The sequence below is a fragment of the Stenotrophomonas sp. GW821-FHT09E08 genome (assembly GCF_059416125.1).
In genome coordinates, this window is the sequence record NZ_JBWKOO010000024.1 from 25,733 (window position 1) to 42,769 (window position 17,037).

General features: G+C 67.1%; 10 protein-coding genes. 5 read left to right on the top strand and 5 right to left on the bottom strand.

Going from position 1 to position 17,037, the window contains the following annotated elements:
- The first annotated feature begins 2 nt into the window (after positions 1 to 2).
- Entirely contained in the window at positions 3 to 920 is a 918-nt protein-coding gene (locus AC07M7_RS20450) for an LpxL/LpxP family Kdo(2)-lipid IV(A) lauroyl/palmitoleoyl acyltransferase (RefSeq protein WP_046985258.1), read from the top strand.
- 100 nt (positions 921 to 1,020) lie between these two features.
- On the opposite strand, the gene AC07M7_RS20455 is transcribed toward AC07M7_RS20450, so the two are convergent.
- From AC07M7_RS20455 to AC07M7_RS20465, 3 genes are read right to left on the bottom strand one after another with little or no spacing between them, the layout of a single operon-like run.
- A complete protein-coding gene (locus tag AC07M7_RS20455) occupies positions 1,021 to 2,352 on the bottom strand; it encodes an O-antigen ligase family protein (RefSeq protein ID WP_253078770.1) in 1,332 nt (443 codons plus the stop codon).
- Positions 2,333 to 3,448 carry a glycosyltransferase gene (locus AC07M7_RS20460; protein ID WP_046985256.1) on the bottom strand — a complete coding sequence of 372 codons (1,116 nt, stop codon included), beginning with the start codon at positions 3,446 to 3,448 and terminating at the stop codon, positions 2,333 to 2,335. The genes AC07M7_RS20455 and AC07M7_RS20460 overlap by 20 nt, the downstream gene beginning before the upstream one ends.
- A gap of 15 nt (positions 3,449 to 3,463) precedes the next feature.
- Positions 3,464 to 3,661 carry a zinc-finger domain-containing protein gene (locus tag AC07M7_RS20465; protein ID WP_012512052.1) on the bottom strand — a complete coding sequence of 66 codons (198 nt, stop codon included), beginning with the start codon at positions 3,659 to 3,661 and terminating at the stop codon, positions 3,464 to 3,466.
- Positions 3,662 to 4,082: 421 nt separating this feature from the next.
- Between AC07M7_RS20465 and AC07M7_RS20470 the strand changes: the two genes are divergently transcribed.
- Together AC07M7_RS20470 and AC07M7_RS20475 are read left to right on the top strand one after the other, a co-directional pair.
- A complete protein-coding gene (locus AC07M7_RS20470) occupies positions 4,083 to 7,427 on the top strand; it encodes a GH92 family glycosyl hydrolase (RefSeq protein WP_495208165.1) in 3,345 nt (1,114 codons plus the stop codon).
- On the top strand, positions 7,424 to 8,164 hold the full coding sequence (locus AC07M7_RS20475; protein WP_495208166.1) for a basic secretory protein-like protein: 741 nt from the start codon (positions 7,424 to 7,426) through the stop codon (positions 8,162 to 8,164). The genes AC07M7_RS20470 and AC07M7_RS20475 overlap by 4 nt, the downstream gene beginning before the upstream one ends.
- A gap of 491 nt (positions 8,165 to 8,655) precedes the next feature.
- Here the strand turns inward: AC07M7_RS20475 and AC07M7_RS20480 are convergent, their stop codons facing one another.
- Together AC07M7_RS20480 and AC07M7_RS20485 are read right to left on the bottom strand one after the other, a co-directional pair.
- Positions 8,656 to 10,947, bottom strand: a complete 2,292-nt coding sequence (locus tag AC07M7_RS20480; RefSeq protein WP_136638946.1) for an NADP-dependent malic enzyme — start codon at positions 10,945 to 10,947, stop codon at positions 8,656 to 8,658.
- Positions 10,948 to 11,176: 229 nt separating this feature from the next.
- Positions 11,177 to 12,520, bottom strand: coding sequence for a dicarboxylate/amino acid:cation symporter (locus tag AC07M7_RS20485; RefSeq protein WP_253078774.1), 1,344 nt, complete (start codon positions 12,518 to 12,520; stop codon positions 11,177 to 11,179).
- Positions 12,521 to 12,852: 332 nt separating this feature from the next.
- Between AC07M7_RS20485 and AC07M7_RS20490 the strand changes: the two genes are divergently transcribed.
- The gene (locus tag AC07M7_RS20490) at positions 12,853 to 14,022 is read left to right on the top strand and encodes an OprO/OprP family phosphate-selective porin (RefSeq protein WP_065724721.1); all 1,170 of its coding nucleotides are present in this window, start codon (positions 12,853 to 12,855) and stop codon (positions 14,020 to 14,022) included.
- A gap of 66 nt (positions 14,023 to 14,088) precedes the next feature.
- Positions 14,089 to 16,731, top strand: a complete 2,643-nt coding sequence (locus AC07M7_RS20495; protein ID WP_495208167.1) for a hybrid sensor histidine kinase/response regulator — start codon at positions 14,089 to 14,091, stop codon at positions 16,729 to 16,731.
- The last annotated feature ends 306 nt before the right edge of the window (positions 16,732 to 17,037 follow it).

Genomic DNA, 17,037 nt, shown 5'->3' on the forward strand with positions numbered 1-17,037 from the left:
GAATGTCCGATGCCTCCACCGCCGTCCGCCCGTCGCTGCGCGATCCCCGCAACTGGCCGATGTTCGCCGTCATGTTCGGCGCTTTCGCCATCGCCCGCCTGCCGTGGATGCTGCAGCGTGCGCTGGGCCGTGGCGTCGGCTGGATCAGCTGGCGCCTGCTTGGCAGCCGTCGCCGCGCCGCCGAGGTCAACCTGCAGCTGTGCTTCCCCGAGAAGGACGAAGCCTGGCGCCAGCGCCTGGTCCGCGACAGCTTCGATGCACTGGGCGTGGGCGTGTTCGAGTGCATCCGCGCCTGGTGGGGCAGCATCGACCGCATCCGCCCGCAGGTGCAGATCGAGGGTCTGGAACATCTGCGGCAGATGCAGGCCGAGGGTCGCGGCGTACTGCTGGTCTCCGGCCACTTCATGACCCTGGAGATGTGTGGCCGCCTGCTGTGCGACTACGTTGATCTGTCGGGCATGTACCGCAAGCACAAGAACCCGGTGTACGAGTGGGCGGTGAAGTTCGGCCGCCTGCGCTACGCCAAGGCGATGTACGCCAACGAAGACATCCGTGCCACGGTGCGCCACCTGAAGAAGGGCGGCTTCCTCTGGTACGCGCCGGACCAGGACATGCGCGGCAAGGACACCGTGTTCGTGCCGTTCTTCGGCCACACCGCGTCGACCATCACTGCCACCCACCAGCTGGCACGGATGACCGGCTGTGCGGTGATCCCGTACTTCCACCGCCGCGAAGGCGGGAAGTATTTCTTGAAGATCGGCGCGCCGCTGGAGAATTTCCCCAGCGAAGACGTGGAAGCCGATACCACGCGGGTCAACCAGGCCATCGAAGCGATGGTGCGCGAGGCGCCCGACCAGTACCTGTGGATCCACCGCCGTTTCAAGCGCCAGCCCGGTGGGCGGAGCGATTTCTACAAATAACCGGATGCGGTGGAAGGGCCGGCGTGCTCATGGTAGTCGCCAACTTTGGTTGGCGCCGATGAACCGAGTCCGGTCCCGAGGAGCCAATCAAGGTTGGCAACTACTGGATCGGCGGAGATTCATCCGATTCGCGTGCCAGCAGGCTGCCGGCGAACAATGCGGCCAGCAGCACCGTCAGGCCACCCCAGAACGCGGAATAGAACGCGAGGTGGGTGTTGAGCGGAAACACCGTGACCGCCAGCGCCAGCATTGCCGGGCGCGCTCGCTCGCGGGCGGCGGCGGGCGCGAAACGCCACGCACGCCAGGCCTGGGCGACCGCGGCCAGCCACAGCAGCAGGCCGAGTACGCCGGTTTCAGCAAGGATTTCCAGCACGATCTGGTGTGCATGCAAGGCCGGAGCATTGCCCCACACCGCAGGGCCCTCCTCAGCCACGCAGTCCGGATAGGCATCGCGGAAGCCACGTGCGCCGACGCCATTGACCGGATGCGCCTCGATCATGCATGCAGCGGCTTCCCATATCCGGGCGCGACCCGACAGCGCTTCATCAACGCCTTGTCCGCCATCGTCCCAGGCCATCGCTGTGCGTGCCATGCGATCGCGCAGCTGCGGCACGCTGGCGGCCAGCGCTCCTGCTCCGAGAACAGCGACCAGGGCCAGCACCGCCAACCGCTTCCAACCGAACTGGCGCACGCCGCTGTAGGCCAGCACCAGCGCGAAAGTGATCCATGACGCGCGCGAGCCGGCCAGCAGCAGCACGCAGCCCAGTGCCACCGCTGCCAGCACCCAGCCCAGGTTGCCGAAGCGGCGCGCCACTGGCAGCAGCAGGAACGGCGACAGGCTGGCCAGCACCTGCCCGAACTTCAGGTTGCACGGACCCAGTGCGCCACTGAGGCGGTCGGCCAGCGCGGCCTCGTCGGCCGGGCACAGTGCATGGCCGCTCACGGCCAGCTTCAGGTGTTCCAGCGACCAGAACCACGGGCTGGTACCGGCGGCGGCCTGCACCAGCGCATCCAGCGTCCAGGCAGCGGTGATCAGCGCCAGCCCGCCGAAGGTCAGCCGCCGCCGTTCCGGCGTGGCCACAGCAATTGCCACCAGCCACATGAAGGGCAGATAGCGCAGGCCGGCGGCGGCCTTGGTCCACGACGCCGCCGGATCGATGGCATCGAACGCGGAGAACGCCTGCGGCAGCCAATAGCCGAGGAACAGGATCGAGGTCAGCGCCCACGCCGCCGTGCTCAACAGGTGCGGGCGGCGCTGCAGCCGACGCATGACCATGCGCGCGGCAGCATACAGCGCGCCAAGTCCGAGCACGGTTTCGGCGATGCCGGGCAACGGCCACATCGCCACGTACGCCAGCACCCACCAGGGCGCCCAGCGCCCGGCGCGGTCGTCGCGCACGATGACGGCAGGATCAGCCGGCGAGGTCGGCATAGAGGCGGAGGGTATCGCGCTGCATGGCCTGCAGGGTAAACGGGATGCGGGTCGGCAAGGACGGCGGCTGCGCCAGCAGGGCCAGCGCGCGTTCACCCAGTGCGCGCGCATCACCAAGCGGCACCGCGCCGCTGGGCTGCAGCTGACGCAGCAGTTCGCCGACGCCGCCATGGTCCCAGCCCAGTACCGGGCGACCGACCGACAACGCCTCGACCACGGTGCGGCCGAACGCTTCGGGCTTGTCCGACAGCTGCAGCACCAGGTCGCTGGCGGCATAGGCCTGGGCGATGCGCGCGGTCGGCGTGCTGATCTGCACCGCATCGGCGATCCCCAGCGCCACCGCCTGCCTGCGCAGATCAGCAACGTAGGCTTCGCGGCCAGGTTCATCAGTGCCCAGCATCCACAGCTGTGCCGGCACACCGGTGGCGCGCACGTCAGCCAGCAGCTGCAGCGCGTGTGCGTGGCCCTTCAGGCGGGTACCCCGCCCTGGCAGCAGCAGCAGCGGCCCTTCAACCTGCGCCAGCCACGGGTAATCCGCGGCCAGCGCAAGCCGCGGACGGCGATCGGCACGCGCCACGCGCGGGAACTGGCCGACATCGACGCCGCGCGGAATCACCTGCAGCCTCGCTTCGGGAACCGTCGGATAGTGCCGCTGCACATAGTCGCGCACGGTGTTGGACACGCAGATCACGCGTTCACCGCTGGTCATCACCGCGCTGTAGCGACTGGGCGAATTCAGGCCGTGCACGGTAGTCACCCAATGTGGGCGCTGTGCGGCGGGCATCGCACGGATCGCGTACAGGCCCAGCCAGGCCGGCAGCCGCGAACGGGCATGCACGATGTCCGCTCCGACCTCGGTGAACAGGCGACGCAGGGTCGGAAGGTGACGCAGGGTCAGCAGCGACTTGCGGCCGATATCGAGGGTGAGGTGCTCGGCACCACTATCGAGCAACGGCTGTACCAGGCGACCGCCAGCGGACACCACCAGCGCGCGATGGCCGGCAGCCACCAGCGCCGCTGCAATTTCAAGGGTCGAGCGCTCGACACCGCCGGAGTGCAGCGCCGGCAGCAACTGCACCACGGTCAATCGGCGCATCGATCGAAGGCCTGCTTAGTCGGCCAGCACGAACACGGAGCCGCAGTACGCGCACTTCGCTTCGCCGTTGGGTTCGTCTTCAATCGGCAGGTACACGCGCGGATGCGAGTTCCACAGCGCCATTTCCGGCGTCGGGCAGCTCAGCGGAAGATCGCTGCGGTGCACGGTGTAGCGCTTTTCGGCGTTGGCGGGCGCGGTGGCGGTATGGCTCATGGCGGATGTCGATGAACGGGTTGCGAGGCCTGCGATTCTAGCATCCGGGCTGCCCCGACATTGCGCCGCAACAGGTCTTTGCGCACGCCGCGGTCATTCCATGCGTCTTTGCGCTGGGCATCGAAGGGCGCCGCCCCAGGGATTTCCCCGATCGATCCGCCTGGTTGGCACTGGAAATCGGCCGACAGCGATATTTTCCGCATTTGGATCGAACTAAATGGCACTTGTCAGGCCGCGATGGCTGTTGCAGGATCGGGCCAGGTCGTAACCCGACCTGCCCAATCCGACCCGATCGCATGGCCCGCCCCCACCGGACCGGCATCGCCTCTACCACTGCCAGCCTGGCGGACGGAGCGATGCTGCCCGTGGTGTCCGCCGATGCGGGTTCTGCCTGCCGCCTGCCCCTCCGGGAGACCCTTGCATGACCCTGTCCGATCCGCGCCGCGCCCTGCTTCCGCTCGCCCTGGCCCTGGCCTGTGCGACCACTGCGATGCCGGCACTGGCACAGGGGCTGCAGACCTCCTTCGAACCCGGCGAACCGGCGCCAGTGCAGGCAGCAGGTGCGCCGCAGGTGACGATCGGCAACGGCCCCGCCGCGCCCTACACCGCCAAGCGCGACGCCGGCTACAGCGGCCTGCATGCACTGCGCTACAGCAGCGAAGGCGGTAGCGCGCGGCGCGAGCTGTTCAAGGTGGACATGACCATCGAGGCCGATACCACCCTGTCGTGGCTGGTACTGCCGGAGATCGTCGGCAAGGACACCGTGGCCTCGACCTATGTGTCGCTGGACCTGCTGCTGGACGACGGCAGCCGCGTTTCCGCCAGCGCCGCGCGTGACCAGCATGGCGTGGCCATCGGTGCGCGCGCGCAGGGCGATTCGAAGACGCTGTATCCGCAGCAGTGGGCGCGCAAGGCGGTGCGGCTGGGCGACGTGGCCACGCTGAAGGGCCGCCGCGTGGTGGCGATCGAACTGGAAGTAGCCAGTGCCGACGGTGCACCGGTCTCCGGCTGGATCGACGATGTGCGCCTCGACGCGCAGCCACGCCAGCAACCGCAGCGCGTCTCCGACTGGGTACTGACCACCCGTGGCACCCAGGCCAACGGCACATTCTCGCGCGGCAACAATTTCCCGGCCACCGCTGTGCCGCACGGGTTCAACTTCTGGACCCCGGTGACCGATGCCGGTGCGCTTAACTGGCTGTACCGCTGGAACGAGCAGAACGACGCGCAGAACCGGCCGCAGCTGCAGGCGCTTGCGTTGAGCCACCAGCCCAGCCCGTGGATGGGCGACCGCCAGACCTTCCAGGTGATGCCCTCGGCCAGCCGTGGTGTGCCGGAGGCAGACCGCCGCAAGCGCGCACTGTCGTTCGACCGCGCTCATGAAAGTGCACGCCCGTACCGCTACGACGTGCGCTTCGACAATGGCATCGCGGCCTCGATCGCACCGACCGACCATGCCGCATTGTTCCGCTTCGACTTCCCCGCAGACGGCAATGCCAACCTGCTGTTCGACAATGTCGATGCACGCGGTGGCCTGACCCTGGACGCTGCGACGCAGACGCTGTCCGGCTACACCGATACACGCAGCGGCCTGTCCAACGGCGCCAGCCGCATGTACGTGGTAGCGAGCTTCGACAAGCCCTGGCGCAGCAGCGGCCGTCTCGCTACCGGCCGCCCCACGGGCTACATCACGTTCGACACCGGTAGCGAGCGTCGGGTGACCATGCGCATCGCCACCTCGTTGATGTCGGTGGAACAGGCGCGGCACAACCTCGCGCTGGAAATCGCCACAACCGACACGCTGGAAAGCGTGGCCGGGCGCGCCCAGGACGCATGGGACGCACGCCTGGCCCGCTTCGATATCGGCGATGCCAGCGACGACCAGAAGACCACGCTGTATTCCAGCCTGTACCGGCTCTACCTGTACCCCAACTCCGGCCACGAGAACGTGGGCAGCGCGGCGGCGCCGGACTGGCGCTACGCCAACCAGGCCAGCGCCAGCGACGACAATACCGACGGCAGCGCGACCCGCAGCTTTGCCGCCGTGCGCGATGGCAAGGTGTTCGTCAACAACGGCTTCTGGGACACCTTCCGCACCACCTGGCCGGCCTATGCGCTGTTTACTCCGGAGGATGCCGGGCAGCTGGTGCAGGGTTTCATCGAGCAGTACCGTGCCGGCGGCTGGATCGCACGCTGGTCGTCGCCGGGCTACGCCGACCTGATGGTCGGCACCAGCTCCGATGTGGCCTTCGCCGATGCATGGCTGAAGGGCATCGGTGGCTTTGAACCGGCCGAGGCCTACGCTGCCGCGCTGAAGAACGCGACGGTGGTACCGCCGGACCGTCATGTCGGGCGCAAGGGCATGGAGCGCTCGACCTTCCGTGGCTACGCCAGCGCTGACGTGCATGAAGGCATGTCGTGGACGATGGAAGGCGCGCTCAATGACTTCGGCATCGCCAACATGGCCGATGCGCTGGCCAAGCGCGCGACCACGCCCGTCGCACGCGAGCGCTACAGCACCGAGGCCGACTACTTCCGTCATCGCGCCGCCAGCTACGCGACGATGTTCGACCCGGCCGTGGGCTTCTTCCAGGGCCGCAGGGCCGATGGCCGCTGGCGGGTGGACCCCAAGCACTACGACCCGCGGGTGTGGGGCCACGATTACACCGAATCCAATGGCTGGACGTTCGCCTTCACCGCCGCGCACGATGGCGAAGGCCTGGCGGCGCTGTACGGTGGCCGCGACAGGCTGGCCGCCAAGCTCGATGCGTTCTTCGCCACCCCGGAAACCGCCGATCCGGCACTGGCCGGCTCCTACGGTGGCACCATCCACGAGATGACCGAAGCGCGCGACGTGCGCATGGGCATGTACGCGCACAGCAACCAGCCGGCGCACCACATTCCATGGATGTACCTGTATGCCGGGCAGCCGTGGAAGACCCAGCAGCATGTGCGCGAGATCCTGTCGCGGCTGTATGTCGGCAGCGAGATCGGTCAGGGCTATCCGGGAGACGAGGACAACGGCGAGACTTCGGCATGGTATGTGCTGGCCTCGCTGGGCCTGTACCCGCTGCGCATGGGCGCGCCGGAGTACGTGATCGGCTCGCCGGCATTCCAGCACGCACGGGTGGAGCTGCAGGGCGGCGCGGTGCTGACCGTGAACGCGGCCAACAACTCGCGCGAGAACGTCTATGTGCAGTCGCTGAAGATCAACGGCACGCCGTGGACGAAGACCTGGGTGCCGCACGACGTGATCGCCAAGGGTGCGACGCTGGACTTCGTGATGGGACCACAGCCGTCGCGCTGGGGCAGCGGCGTGGATGACGTGCCGCGCTCGCTGACCGCACGCGGCCAGCGCCCGCAGCTGCTGCACGACCTGCTCGGCAGCGGCGCCAAGGCGACGTTGGCCGATGGCCGTGCCCTGCCCGCGCTGGTTGATGACGATGCCACCACCACGGTGGGCCTGGGCGGTGGCGCAACCATCGCGCTGACCGGCCTGACCGACGGCACCCCGACGATGTACACGTTGACCAGTGGCGACGGCAGCATCCGTGGCGGCGAATGGGCGCTGGAGGCACGCAACGGCAATGGCAGCTGGGCCGTGCTGGACCAGCGCAGCGGCGAAGACTTCGAATCCGCCCGCCAGACCCGTCCGTTCCGCATCGCCAAGCCTGGCCGCTACAGCGAGTACCGCCTGCGCCTGCTGGCACCGGGCCGACTGCCGCTGGCAGAGATCGAACTGTTGGCAGCCAGCACCGTACAATGAGCTCTATGCGCTACCGTCTGCTGCCCCTGGCCCTTGTTGCCCTGTCCTTCTCCAGCTTCGGCCAGACCCAGGCGTTCGATACGCAGCTGACCCGCGATGGCGTGACGCTGAACTACCAGGACGCCCGTGGCGCCTTGGCCGCGCCGCAGCGCAAGCGCCTGATCGACACGTTCTACTTCGCCTACCTGCGTGAGCGCGCGGACTTCCGTCCGGCGGCGCCATCGATGGTCCGCATCGTGATCGATCCTGCCTACACCGGCATCGCCTTCGTCGGCGACAAGGACCAGGCGGCGACCATCACCATCAATCCGGGTTGGCTGGCACAGCATCCCAACGACATTGACCTGGTCACCCACGAAGCGATGCACATCGTGCAGGGCTATCCCGGCTACGGTGATGCGCGGGTGCCGGGCTGGCTGGTGGAAGGCATTGCCGACTATGCGCGTGATCGCTACGGCATGGACAACGCGGCCGCCGGCTGGACGCTGCCCGGCAAGGTCGAGAAGGGGCAAAACTTCGACAGCGGCTACCGGGTCACCGGCGCCTTCCTGAAGTGGGCCGAGGCCGAGCATCCGGGCCTGGTGCTGGCGCTGGACAAAGCCCTGCGCGATGGCCGCTACACGCCTGCGCTGTGGCAAAAGCAGACCGGCAAGCTGTTGCCGGCACTATGGGCGCAGTACGCCAAGCCGCGCTCGGATGCGCCGCCGCCGCCAACACGCCGCGGCAAGCGGCACTGAGCGGGTTTGCGACTGGGTAGAGTCGACTGTCGACTGCCTTTCGTACAGCCACCGAAAACCCCGTGCTTCGCGCGATAGTCGACTAACAGTCGACTCTACCTCGCAGCCTTCTGCGCCTCAGCGCGACTGCACGAAGCCGGCGTACAGCGCGAACAACTGCCGGAAATAACGACGCGTCACTCGATTGCGCATGGCACCCTCGCCAATGGAAAGTTGGTCGGGCCCAGGGCAGGAAGGCCGGTCCGGTCCCTTCCCGCGGCCGGGCCACGTGGGCGTATTGGACCGTAGTGGCGTTGCAGGGTAATGACCGGGTTGCGTAGCGCGTGTGGCACAGGCCGGCGGGCGGTAGAGCCGGCCGCTGGCCGGCTGTCGTCGCACCTGGACTTCATTGGGGTTGCCGGCCAGCGGCCGGCACTACCCGTTTCCGCTTTGCTGAAACAGAAACGCGCCCCGGGGGGGCGCGCTTCTGCAGCCGGAATCGGAAAGAAGGCTTACGCCTTCTTTTCCGCTTCGAGCTGCTTGCGGATCTGCGCATCGACCGCGGCAATCGCGGTCATGTTCAGGATCCGGCGCGAGGTCGCGCTCGTGGTCAGGATGTGCACCGGCTTGTTCACGCCCATCAGGATCGGGCCGATCGCCACGCCGTCGGTGAACACGCGCACCAGGTTGTAGGCGATGTTGGCCGCTTCCAGGTTCGGCAACACGAACAGGTTGGCACGGCCCTGCAGGGTCGAACCCGGCAGCAGTTTCTGGCGCAGCGCTTCATCCCATGCGGTGTCGCCCTGCATCTCGCCATCCACGTTCAGACGCGGGTTGCGCTTGAGCAGCAGCTCGCGCACCTGGCGCATCTTCAGCGCATCCTTCGAGTCGTGGCTGCCGAAGTTGGAGTGCGACAGCAGCGCCACCTTCGGTTCCACGCCGAACAGCTTCATGCGGTAGGCGGCCTGCAGGGTCGCTTCGCACAGCTGCTCGGCAGTCGGGTCTTCCTGCACGTGCGTATCGACGAAGAAGAACACGCCCTGCTGGTTGATCACGCCGGTCATCGCCGAGGTCGAGGTGACCTTCGGCTCCAGCGGCAGCACGCTGCGCACGTAACCCAGCTTCTTGTGGAAACGGCCGACGATGCCGGTCAGCATCGCGTCGGCCTCACCACGGGCCACCATCACCGCCGCGATCAGGGTCGGACGCGAACGCATCAGGTTCTTCGCCGCGGCCACGGTCACGCCACGACGGCCGGTCAGGCCGTGGTAGTACTGCCAGTACTCGTTGAAGCGCGGGTCGTCATTGATGTTGGTGACTTCAATGTTCTCGCCGATCTTCAAGCGCAGGCCCAGACGCTCGATGCGCGACTCGATCACTTCCGGGCGACCGATCAGGATCGGATGCGCCAGGCCGTCATCGACCACGTTCTGCACCGCCTGCAGCACCACCTCCTCTTCGCCTTCGGCGTAGACCACGCGCTGCTTGTCACTGCGTGCGCGGTCGTAGACCGGCTTCATCATCAGGCTGGTGCGGTAGACGAACTGGGCCAGCTTGTCGCGGTAGGCGCCCATGTCGGCGATCGGACGGGCGGCCACGCCCGAATCCATCGCAGCCTGGGCCACCGCAGCCGACAGCTCCACCAGCAGGCGGCGGTCGAACGGGCGCGGAATCAGGTATTCGCGGCCGAAGCTCGGGGTCTCGCCGCCATAGGCCGAACCCATGTCGGTGGCCGCACGACGCGCCAGCGCGGCGATCGCGCGCACGCACGCTATCTTCATTTCCTCGTTGATCGCGGTCGCGCCCACGTCCAGCGCACCACGGAACAGGTACGGGAAGCACAGCACGTTGTTGACCTGGTTCGGGTAGTCCGAACGGCCGGTACCGATGATCGCGTCCGGGCGCGCCGCGCGCGCCAGTTCCGGCATGATTTCCGGGGTCGGGTTGGCCAGCGCGAAGATCACCGGATCCGGCGCCATCGTCTTGACCATGTCGGCGGTCAGGATGCCCGGCGCCGACAGGCCCAGGAAGATGTCCGCACCGGCGACGATCTCGGCCAGGGTGCGCTTGTCGGTGTCGCGCGCATAACGCTGCTTTTCCGGGTCCAGATCGGTACGGCCGGTGTGGATCACGCCCTCGCGGTCGAAGGCCAGGATGTTTTCCGGCTTCAGGCCCAGCTGTACCAGCATGTTCACACAGGAAATGCCAGCCGCGCCCATGCCCGTGGTCGCCAGCTTCACTTCCTCGATCTTCTTGCCGGTGATCGCCATGGCGTTGAGCACCGCCGCACCGACGATGATCGCCGTGCCGTGCTGGTCGTCATGGAACACCGGGATCTTCATGCGCTCGCGCAGCTTGCGCTCGACGATGAAGCACTCCGGTGCCTTGATGTCTTCCAGGTTGATGCCGCCGAAGGTCGGTTCCAGCGAGGCGATGATGTCGACCAGCTTGTCCGGGTCGGTTTCATCCACTTCGATGTCGAACACATCGATGCCGGCGAACTTCTGGAACAGCACGCCCTTGCCTTCCATCACCGGCTTGCCGGCCAGTGCGCCGATGTTGCCCAGGCCCAGCACCGCGGTGCCGTTGGAGATCACCGCCACCAGGTTGCCGCGCGCGGTCAGCTCGCTGGCCTGCTGCGGGTCGGCCTTGATCGCTTCACAGGCATATGCCACGCCCGGCGAATACGCCAGCGACAGGTCGCGCTGGGTCAGCATGGGCTTGGTAGCGGAAACCTTGATCTTGCCCGGCGGGGACATCCGGTGGTAATCGAGGGCGGCCTGTTTGAAATCTTCGTTGGACATCGATGTGGGTTACATGAATGGGCAGAAGGGACAGGGGATCATACCCCCGTTGGAGCGCTCGGACCTGTCGCTACCCTGTCGCAGTCATGCTGCGACCGCACAATTCCGGGGCGTATGCGACGGCCTGAAGGGACAGCTTCGGCGCTGGCCATGACAGCCATGGGACGCCTTGAAACGCTGCGGGGCCGTACCACTGTCGTGATCGGCCCCGCAGTACCACACACCTGGATCAGCCCTTGGCCGGCAGTGCCTCGGGCACCGCGTCGATCGGCGGCGGCAGCTCGCTCTCGCGGCCGTCCAGCGCCAGCTGCAGGCGGTTGCGGTCCAGCGCGCCTTCCCAGCGCGAGACCACCACGGTGGCCACGGCGTTGCCGATGAAGTTGGTCAGCGAGCGGCACTCGCTCATGAAGCGGTCCACGCCGAGGATCAGTGCCATGCCGGCCACCGGCACTTCCGGCACCACCGCCAGCGTAGCGGCCAGGGTGATGAAGCCGGCACCGGTGACACCCGCTGCGCCCTTGGAGCTGAGCATGGCGACCAGCAGCAGGGCGATCTGGTGGCCGAGGGTCAGTTCGGTATTGGTGGCCTGGGCGATGAACAGCGCGGCCAGGGTCATGTAGATGTTGGTGCCGTCCAGGTTGAACGAGTAGCCGGTGGGAACCACCAGGCCGACCACCGACTTGCTGCAGCCGGCGCGTTCCATCTTCTCCATCAGCGACGGCAGCGCCGACTCCGACGAGGACGTGCCCAGCACCAGCAGCAGTTCGGCCTTCAGGTAGCGCGCCAGCTTGAACACCGAGAACCCGCACAGGCGGCAGACCACGCCCAGGATCACCGCTACGAACAGGAACGCGGTGAGGTAGAACGAGCCGACCAGCCAGGCCAGGTTGACCAGCGAACCGACGCCGTACTTGCCAATGGTGAAGGCAATCGCACCGAAGGCACCGATCGGCGCGGCCTTCATCAGGATGTGCACCAGCTTGAACACCGGGGCGACCAGCGCCTCCAGGAAGCTCAGGATCGGCTTGCCTTTCTCGCCCACCGATGCCAGGGCGATGCCAAACAGCACCGCGATGAACAGCACCTGCAGGATGTTGCCATCGACGAAGGCGCTCACCAGCGTCTTCGGAATGATGTCCATCAGGAAGCCGACCAGGGTCAGGTCGTGCGACTTCTCGACGTAGCTGTGCACCGCGGTCTGGTCGAGCTCGGCCGGGTTGATGTTCATGCCGGCGCCCGGCTGCACCACATGCGCCACGATCATGCCGACGATCAGCGCCAGCGTGGAGAAGAACAGGAAGTACGCCATCGCCTTGGCGAATACGCGGCCCACCGTGCGCAGGTGGGTCATGCTGGCGATGCCGGTGACGATGGTCAGGAAGATCACCGGCGCGATGATCATCTTCACCAGATTGATGAAGGCATCGCCGAGCGGCTTCATCTTCTCGCCAACCAGCGGTTCGTAGTGGCCGAGGATGGCGCCCAGGACGATCGCCACGATCACCTGGAAGTACAGCTGGCGATAGATCGGCAACGGCTTTGCAGGCGCCGGGGCTGCGGTCGGGATGTGCATGGCGGACTCCGGAAGGGGCGTTTTCAGGCACGTACGGCCCCAGCACTGCACGGGAACCGTTACCGTGGAAACTGCTCGCAGGCCCTGTGCTGCACGCGCAGGGGGTGCGACCAATGGACGCCTTTGTACGCGCCGGGCACGCCGGCGCAGATAACCTATTGGTACTAGCCCCCCGGTTCAGGTGGCAGCGGTGCCTACACTGGCGCCGCACCGCCCGATCACGGGGAGGCCGGTGGCCCGAGCTGAACGGCCGGGCGCGTCATTGCGAAAGTTCCGGCCCTTGCGGCCGTTGTTGTCCTGTCCACACGCAATCTGAGAGAGCCGCACACAACATGCGCCCGATTCCCACCTTGCTGGCCTTGTCGCTGGCCGCCCTTCCCGCCTTCGCTTCGGCTGCCGATTTCGACAACTGGCCGACCAAGTACGCCTTCGGCGACGGCACCGAGCTGGCGGCCACCGCCAACATCGCCTACGACTACAACGATTTCTCCTCGGGCAGCGGCCTTGAGGATGACGATGCCGTGCGCCGCAAGGAATTCGGTGCAACGCTGAAGAAGAAGGGCGTCTACGACGCGATGGTCTACTACGACTTCCAGGCCGACACCTGGCTGGACGTATTCGTGCGCTTCGAGAGCAAGGCCTTCTTCGGCCGCGACATCGGCCGCTTCCGCTTCGGCTACATGAAGACCCCGGTCGGCCTGGATGCGAATACCTCCTCGCGCGCCGGCAGCTTCCTGGAAACCGCGCTGCCCGTGCAGGCCTTCTACGCAGGCCGTCGTACCGGCGTGGAATGGGTGCTGGAACGCCCGCAGTACCTGTTGCAGGCCGGCGCCTATGGCGGCAAGGACCTGCAGGGTGACAACCCCGGCACCACCCAGGCGGTGCGTGCGGTGTGGACCCCGGTGAAGGCACCTGGTGACGTAATCCACCTGGGCCTGGCCTATTCGCAGGAAAATCCGCGTGGTTACAGCGATGGCCGCGACGTCCACCACGAAGCCAGCGCACGCCTGCGTGCCCGCCCGGAAGCCGGCCTGACCGATATCCGCTTCGTCGATTCCGGCGCGCTGGTCACCGCCGACCAGATCCGGCGCACCGGCCTGGAAGGCATCTGGATCCGCGGCCCGTTCTCGCTGCAGGCCGAAGCCCTGCGCGCCACGGTCACCCGCAATGACGGCAAGCCCGACTACACCGGCAGCGGCCAGTACGCGATGGCCAGCTGGGTGCTGACCGGCGAATCGCGCCCGTACAACGCCGGTGCGGTGGCCAACATCAAGCCGGCCCACGACTACGGCGCGGTGGAACTGGTGGCCCGCTACAGCCGCCTCGACCTCGACGACGGCAGCATCCTCGGCGGCCGCCAGCACGACCTGACCCTGGGCGCGAACTGGTACCTGACCAGCCATTTCAAGTTCCAGGCCAACTACGTGAAGGTCGACGCCAGCCGTCGTGGCGTGCACAGCACGCCGGAAATCTTCGAACTGCGCGCGCAGATGCACTTCTGACCCCTTCCACGTCAGACCCCGGCGGGCGTGCACGTCACGCCCGCCGGCCCTGCGTAGACTGCCGCCATGTACTGGCTCAGCCGCCATCGGATGCTGTTGCTCACCCTGCTGGTCATGGTCGGCGGCACCGTGCTGTGCGCCGTCGCCGCCGGCCACTACGCCTGGCGACGCGCCCTCGGCGACGAGAGCAGCCAGGTGCAACGCCAGCTTCAACTGTACGGCCAGGGGCTGCAGCAGCGTATCGACCGATTCGGCACGTTGCCGCAGGTGCTGGCGCTCGATCCGGATCTTCTGCACGCACTACGCGTGCCACCCTCGCCCACCGAACGGCAGCGGCTGAACCTCAAGCTGCAACGTGCCAATGAAGTCACCCGCGCTTCCACCCTGACCCTGGTCGGTCACGATGGCGTGGCCGTGGCGGCGAGCAACTGGGACCAGCCGACCACCAACGTCGGCGAGAACTACAGCTACCGCCCCTACTACCGCCAGGCACTGGCCCAGGGCCGTGGCCGCTTCTACGGGATCGGCATGACCACCGGCGTGCCCGGCTACTACCTGTCGCAGGCCATCGAGGAAGACGGCAAGCGACTGGGCGTAGTGGTGATCAAGGTCGAGCTGTCCGCACTGGAACAGGAATGGCTGAGCAGCCCGGACGTGGTGCTGGCCAGTGACGACCACGACGTGGTGTTCCTGGCCAACCGTGACAGCTGGCGCTACAGGCTGCTGCGTCCGCTGGGCGCCGATGAGCGCCGCGAGATGCTGGATGCGCGCCAGTACGCCGACCGTGCCCTGCAGCCACTGCGCGCACGCACTGAAGACGTGCTGGCCGACGGTGGCCGCATGGTGCGCCTGCTGGATCCTGTACTGCCGCAGCCGATGCTGTGGCAGAGCCTGCCGCTGCCAGCCGAGAACTGGAACCTGCACCTGCTGCACGATGCCAGTGCCGCCACTGCAGCCGGGCGAGCCGCGGCCCTGACCGGTGGCGCAGCGTGGCTGGCACTGGGCTTCCTGGTGCTGTTCGTGCAGCAGCGGCGGCGCCTGGCCAAGCATCGACTGCGCAGCCGCCGCGAACTGGAAACCCTGCTCAAGCAGCACGCACAGGAACTGCGCACCGCACAGGATGGCCTGCTGCAGGCGGCCACCGACGCCGACAGCGGACTCAGCCGCAGCCTCGAACACCTGCCGCAGGGCGTGGTGGTGATCGATCGCGAGTTGCGCCTGGTTGCCTGGAATTCGCGCTATCTGGAACTGTTCCGCTTCCCGCTGGACCTGGTACGCGTGGGCCGGCCGATCGAAGAGCTGTTCCGCTTCAACGCCCGCCGTGGCCTGCTCGGTCCCGGCCCGGTCGACGAGGCCATCGAGCGCCGCCTGAACCACCTGCGCAGTGGCCGCCCGCACATGCGCGAGAGCGAGAAGGATGACGGCACGGTGCTGGAAATCCGCGGCAATCCGCTGCCTGACGGCGGCTTCGTCACCAGCTACGCCGACATCACCAGCTACAAGAATGCCGCGCGCGAACTGCGCTCGCTGGCCGATGCACTGGAACATCGCATTGCCGAACGCACCCACGACCTGGACGAAGCACGCCGCGAAGCCGAACAGGCCAACCGCTACAAGACCCGCTTCGTCGCCTCGGCCGTGCACGACCTGCTGCAACCGCTCAATGCCGCGCGCATGTTCGTTTCGGTGCTGCGCGGCAAGCTGAGTGACCCGGCGCAGCAGCAGACCAGCGACCACATCGACGCTGCACTGGCCGCGCAGGATGCGATCCTCAACAGCCTGCTGGATATCGCCCGGCTGGAATCGGGCAGCCTGCCGACCCGTGTACAGGCCTTCCGGCTCGGGCCGCTGCTGCAGACGCTCGCACGCGAATTCGGCATCGCCGCACAGTCGCGTGGGCTGGTGGTCGACTGGGTCGATACCAATGCCGTAGTGGTTAGCGATGAGGCACTGCTGCGCCGCATCCTGCAGAATTTCCTGTCCAATGCACTGCGCTACAGCGAGCGCGGCCGCGTGCTGCTGGGCTGCCGACGCCGCGAAGGGCTGCTGTGGATCGAAGTGCACGACCAGGGTCCTGGCATTCCGGACGCGTTGCAAGGCGAGATCTTCGAGGAATTCCGCCGCCTGCATGATGGCCAGCAACGCGGTGCCGGCCTCGGCCTGGCGATCGTCGACCGTATCGGCCGCCTGCTCGGCCATCCGATCCGGCTGCGCTCGCAGCTGGGCCAGGGCAGCGTGTTCGCGGTGGGCCTGCCATTCGGCGAGGCAAGCGCGATTCCAGCCACTGCACCACCTCCGGTGCTGGTGCAGGAGCCTGCTGCGGACAATCCCCTGCGCGGGTGCCGGGTGTGGGTGATCGACGACGACCCGCACGTGTGTGCAGCCAGCCGCGCGTTGCTGGAGCGCTGGGGCTGCGAGGTGGTGCTGGCCGACGGCCCGCAGGCCGCGCTGCAGCTGGCCAGCGCCGGAATAGTGCCGGAGCTGGTGCTGCTGGATGTACGCATGGGCGACCACCATGGACCGGTGCTGTACGAGACATTGGCAGAGCTGTGGCAGGCCCGTCCGCCGGTGGTGCTGGTCACCGCCGAACGCGATGCGGGATTGCGTGAGATGGCCGCCGAACGTGGCTGGGGAATGATGGCCAAGCCGGTGAAGCCGCCGGCGCTGCGGGCGCTGATGAGTCAGTTGCTGGTGCGGCATCGCGGGTGATTCCAGCCAACGGCGCAGCCCCTCGTGGGTGGTGTCTGGTTGGTCGTGGAAAGCAAAAGCCGTGGGTGGGCCACTTTTTTTTTGTAGAGCCGAGCCCACGCTCGGCTGCTTTGGGCGGGTCCGCGAAGCCGAGCATCGGCTCCGGTCTACACGAGCAAGCGCAGCGCGCGACCCGCTTTTGATCTTCTTTTTCTTCTCCGTGGGTGGGAGAACACCATGAACTGTCAGCGGCCGGCTGGGCAGCGGGCAGCTGGACATCATCACCGACACACTGCGCCTCGCACCTTCGGCGCGCTCGCAGCCTCT

Excerpts from the sequence above, each read along its gene's own strand:
- AC07M7_RS20450 (WP_046985258.1), top strand. The coding sequence starts at position 3 with ATGTCCGATGCCTCCACCGCCGTCCGCCCGTCGCTGCGCGATCCCCGC.
- AC07M7_RS20455 (WP_253078770.1), bottom strand. The coding sequence starts at position 2,352 with ATGCCGACCTCGCCGGCTGATCCTGCCGTCATCGTGCGCGACGACCGC.
- AC07M7_RS20460 (WP_046985256.1), bottom strand. The coding sequence starts at position 3,448 with ATGCGCCGATTGACCGTGGTGCAGTTGCTGCCGGCGCTGCACTCCGGC.
- AC07M7_RS20465 (WP_012512052.1), bottom strand. The coding sequence starts at position 3,661 with ATGAGCCATACCGCCACCGCGCCCGCCAACGCCGAAAAGCGCTACACC.
- AC07M7_RS20470 (WP_495208165.1), top strand. The coding sequence starts at position 4,083 with ATGACCCTGTCCGATCCGCGCCGCGCCCTGCTTCCGCTCGCCCTGGCC.
- AC07M7_RS20475 (WP_495208166.1), top strand. The coding sequence starts at position 7,424 with ATGAGCTCTATGCGCTACCGTCTGCTGCCCCTGGCCCTTGTTGCCCTG.
- AC07M7_RS20480 (WP_136638946.1), bottom strand. The coding sequence starts at position 10,947 with ATGTCCAACGAAGATTTCAAACAGGCCGCCCTCGATTACCACCGGATG.
- AC07M7_RS20485 (WP_253078774.1), bottom strand. The coding sequence starts at position 12,520 with ATGCACATCCCGACCGCAGCCCCGGCGCCTGCAAAGCCGTTGCCGATC.
- AC07M7_RS20490 (WP_065724721.1), top strand. The coding sequence starts at position 12,853 with ATGCGCCCGATTCCCACCTTGCTGGCCTTGTCGCTGGCCGCCCTTCCC.
- AC07M7_RS20495 (WP_495208167.1), top strand. The coding sequence starts at position 14,089 with ATGTACTGGCTCAGCCGCCATCGGATGCTGTTGCTCACCCTGCTGGTC.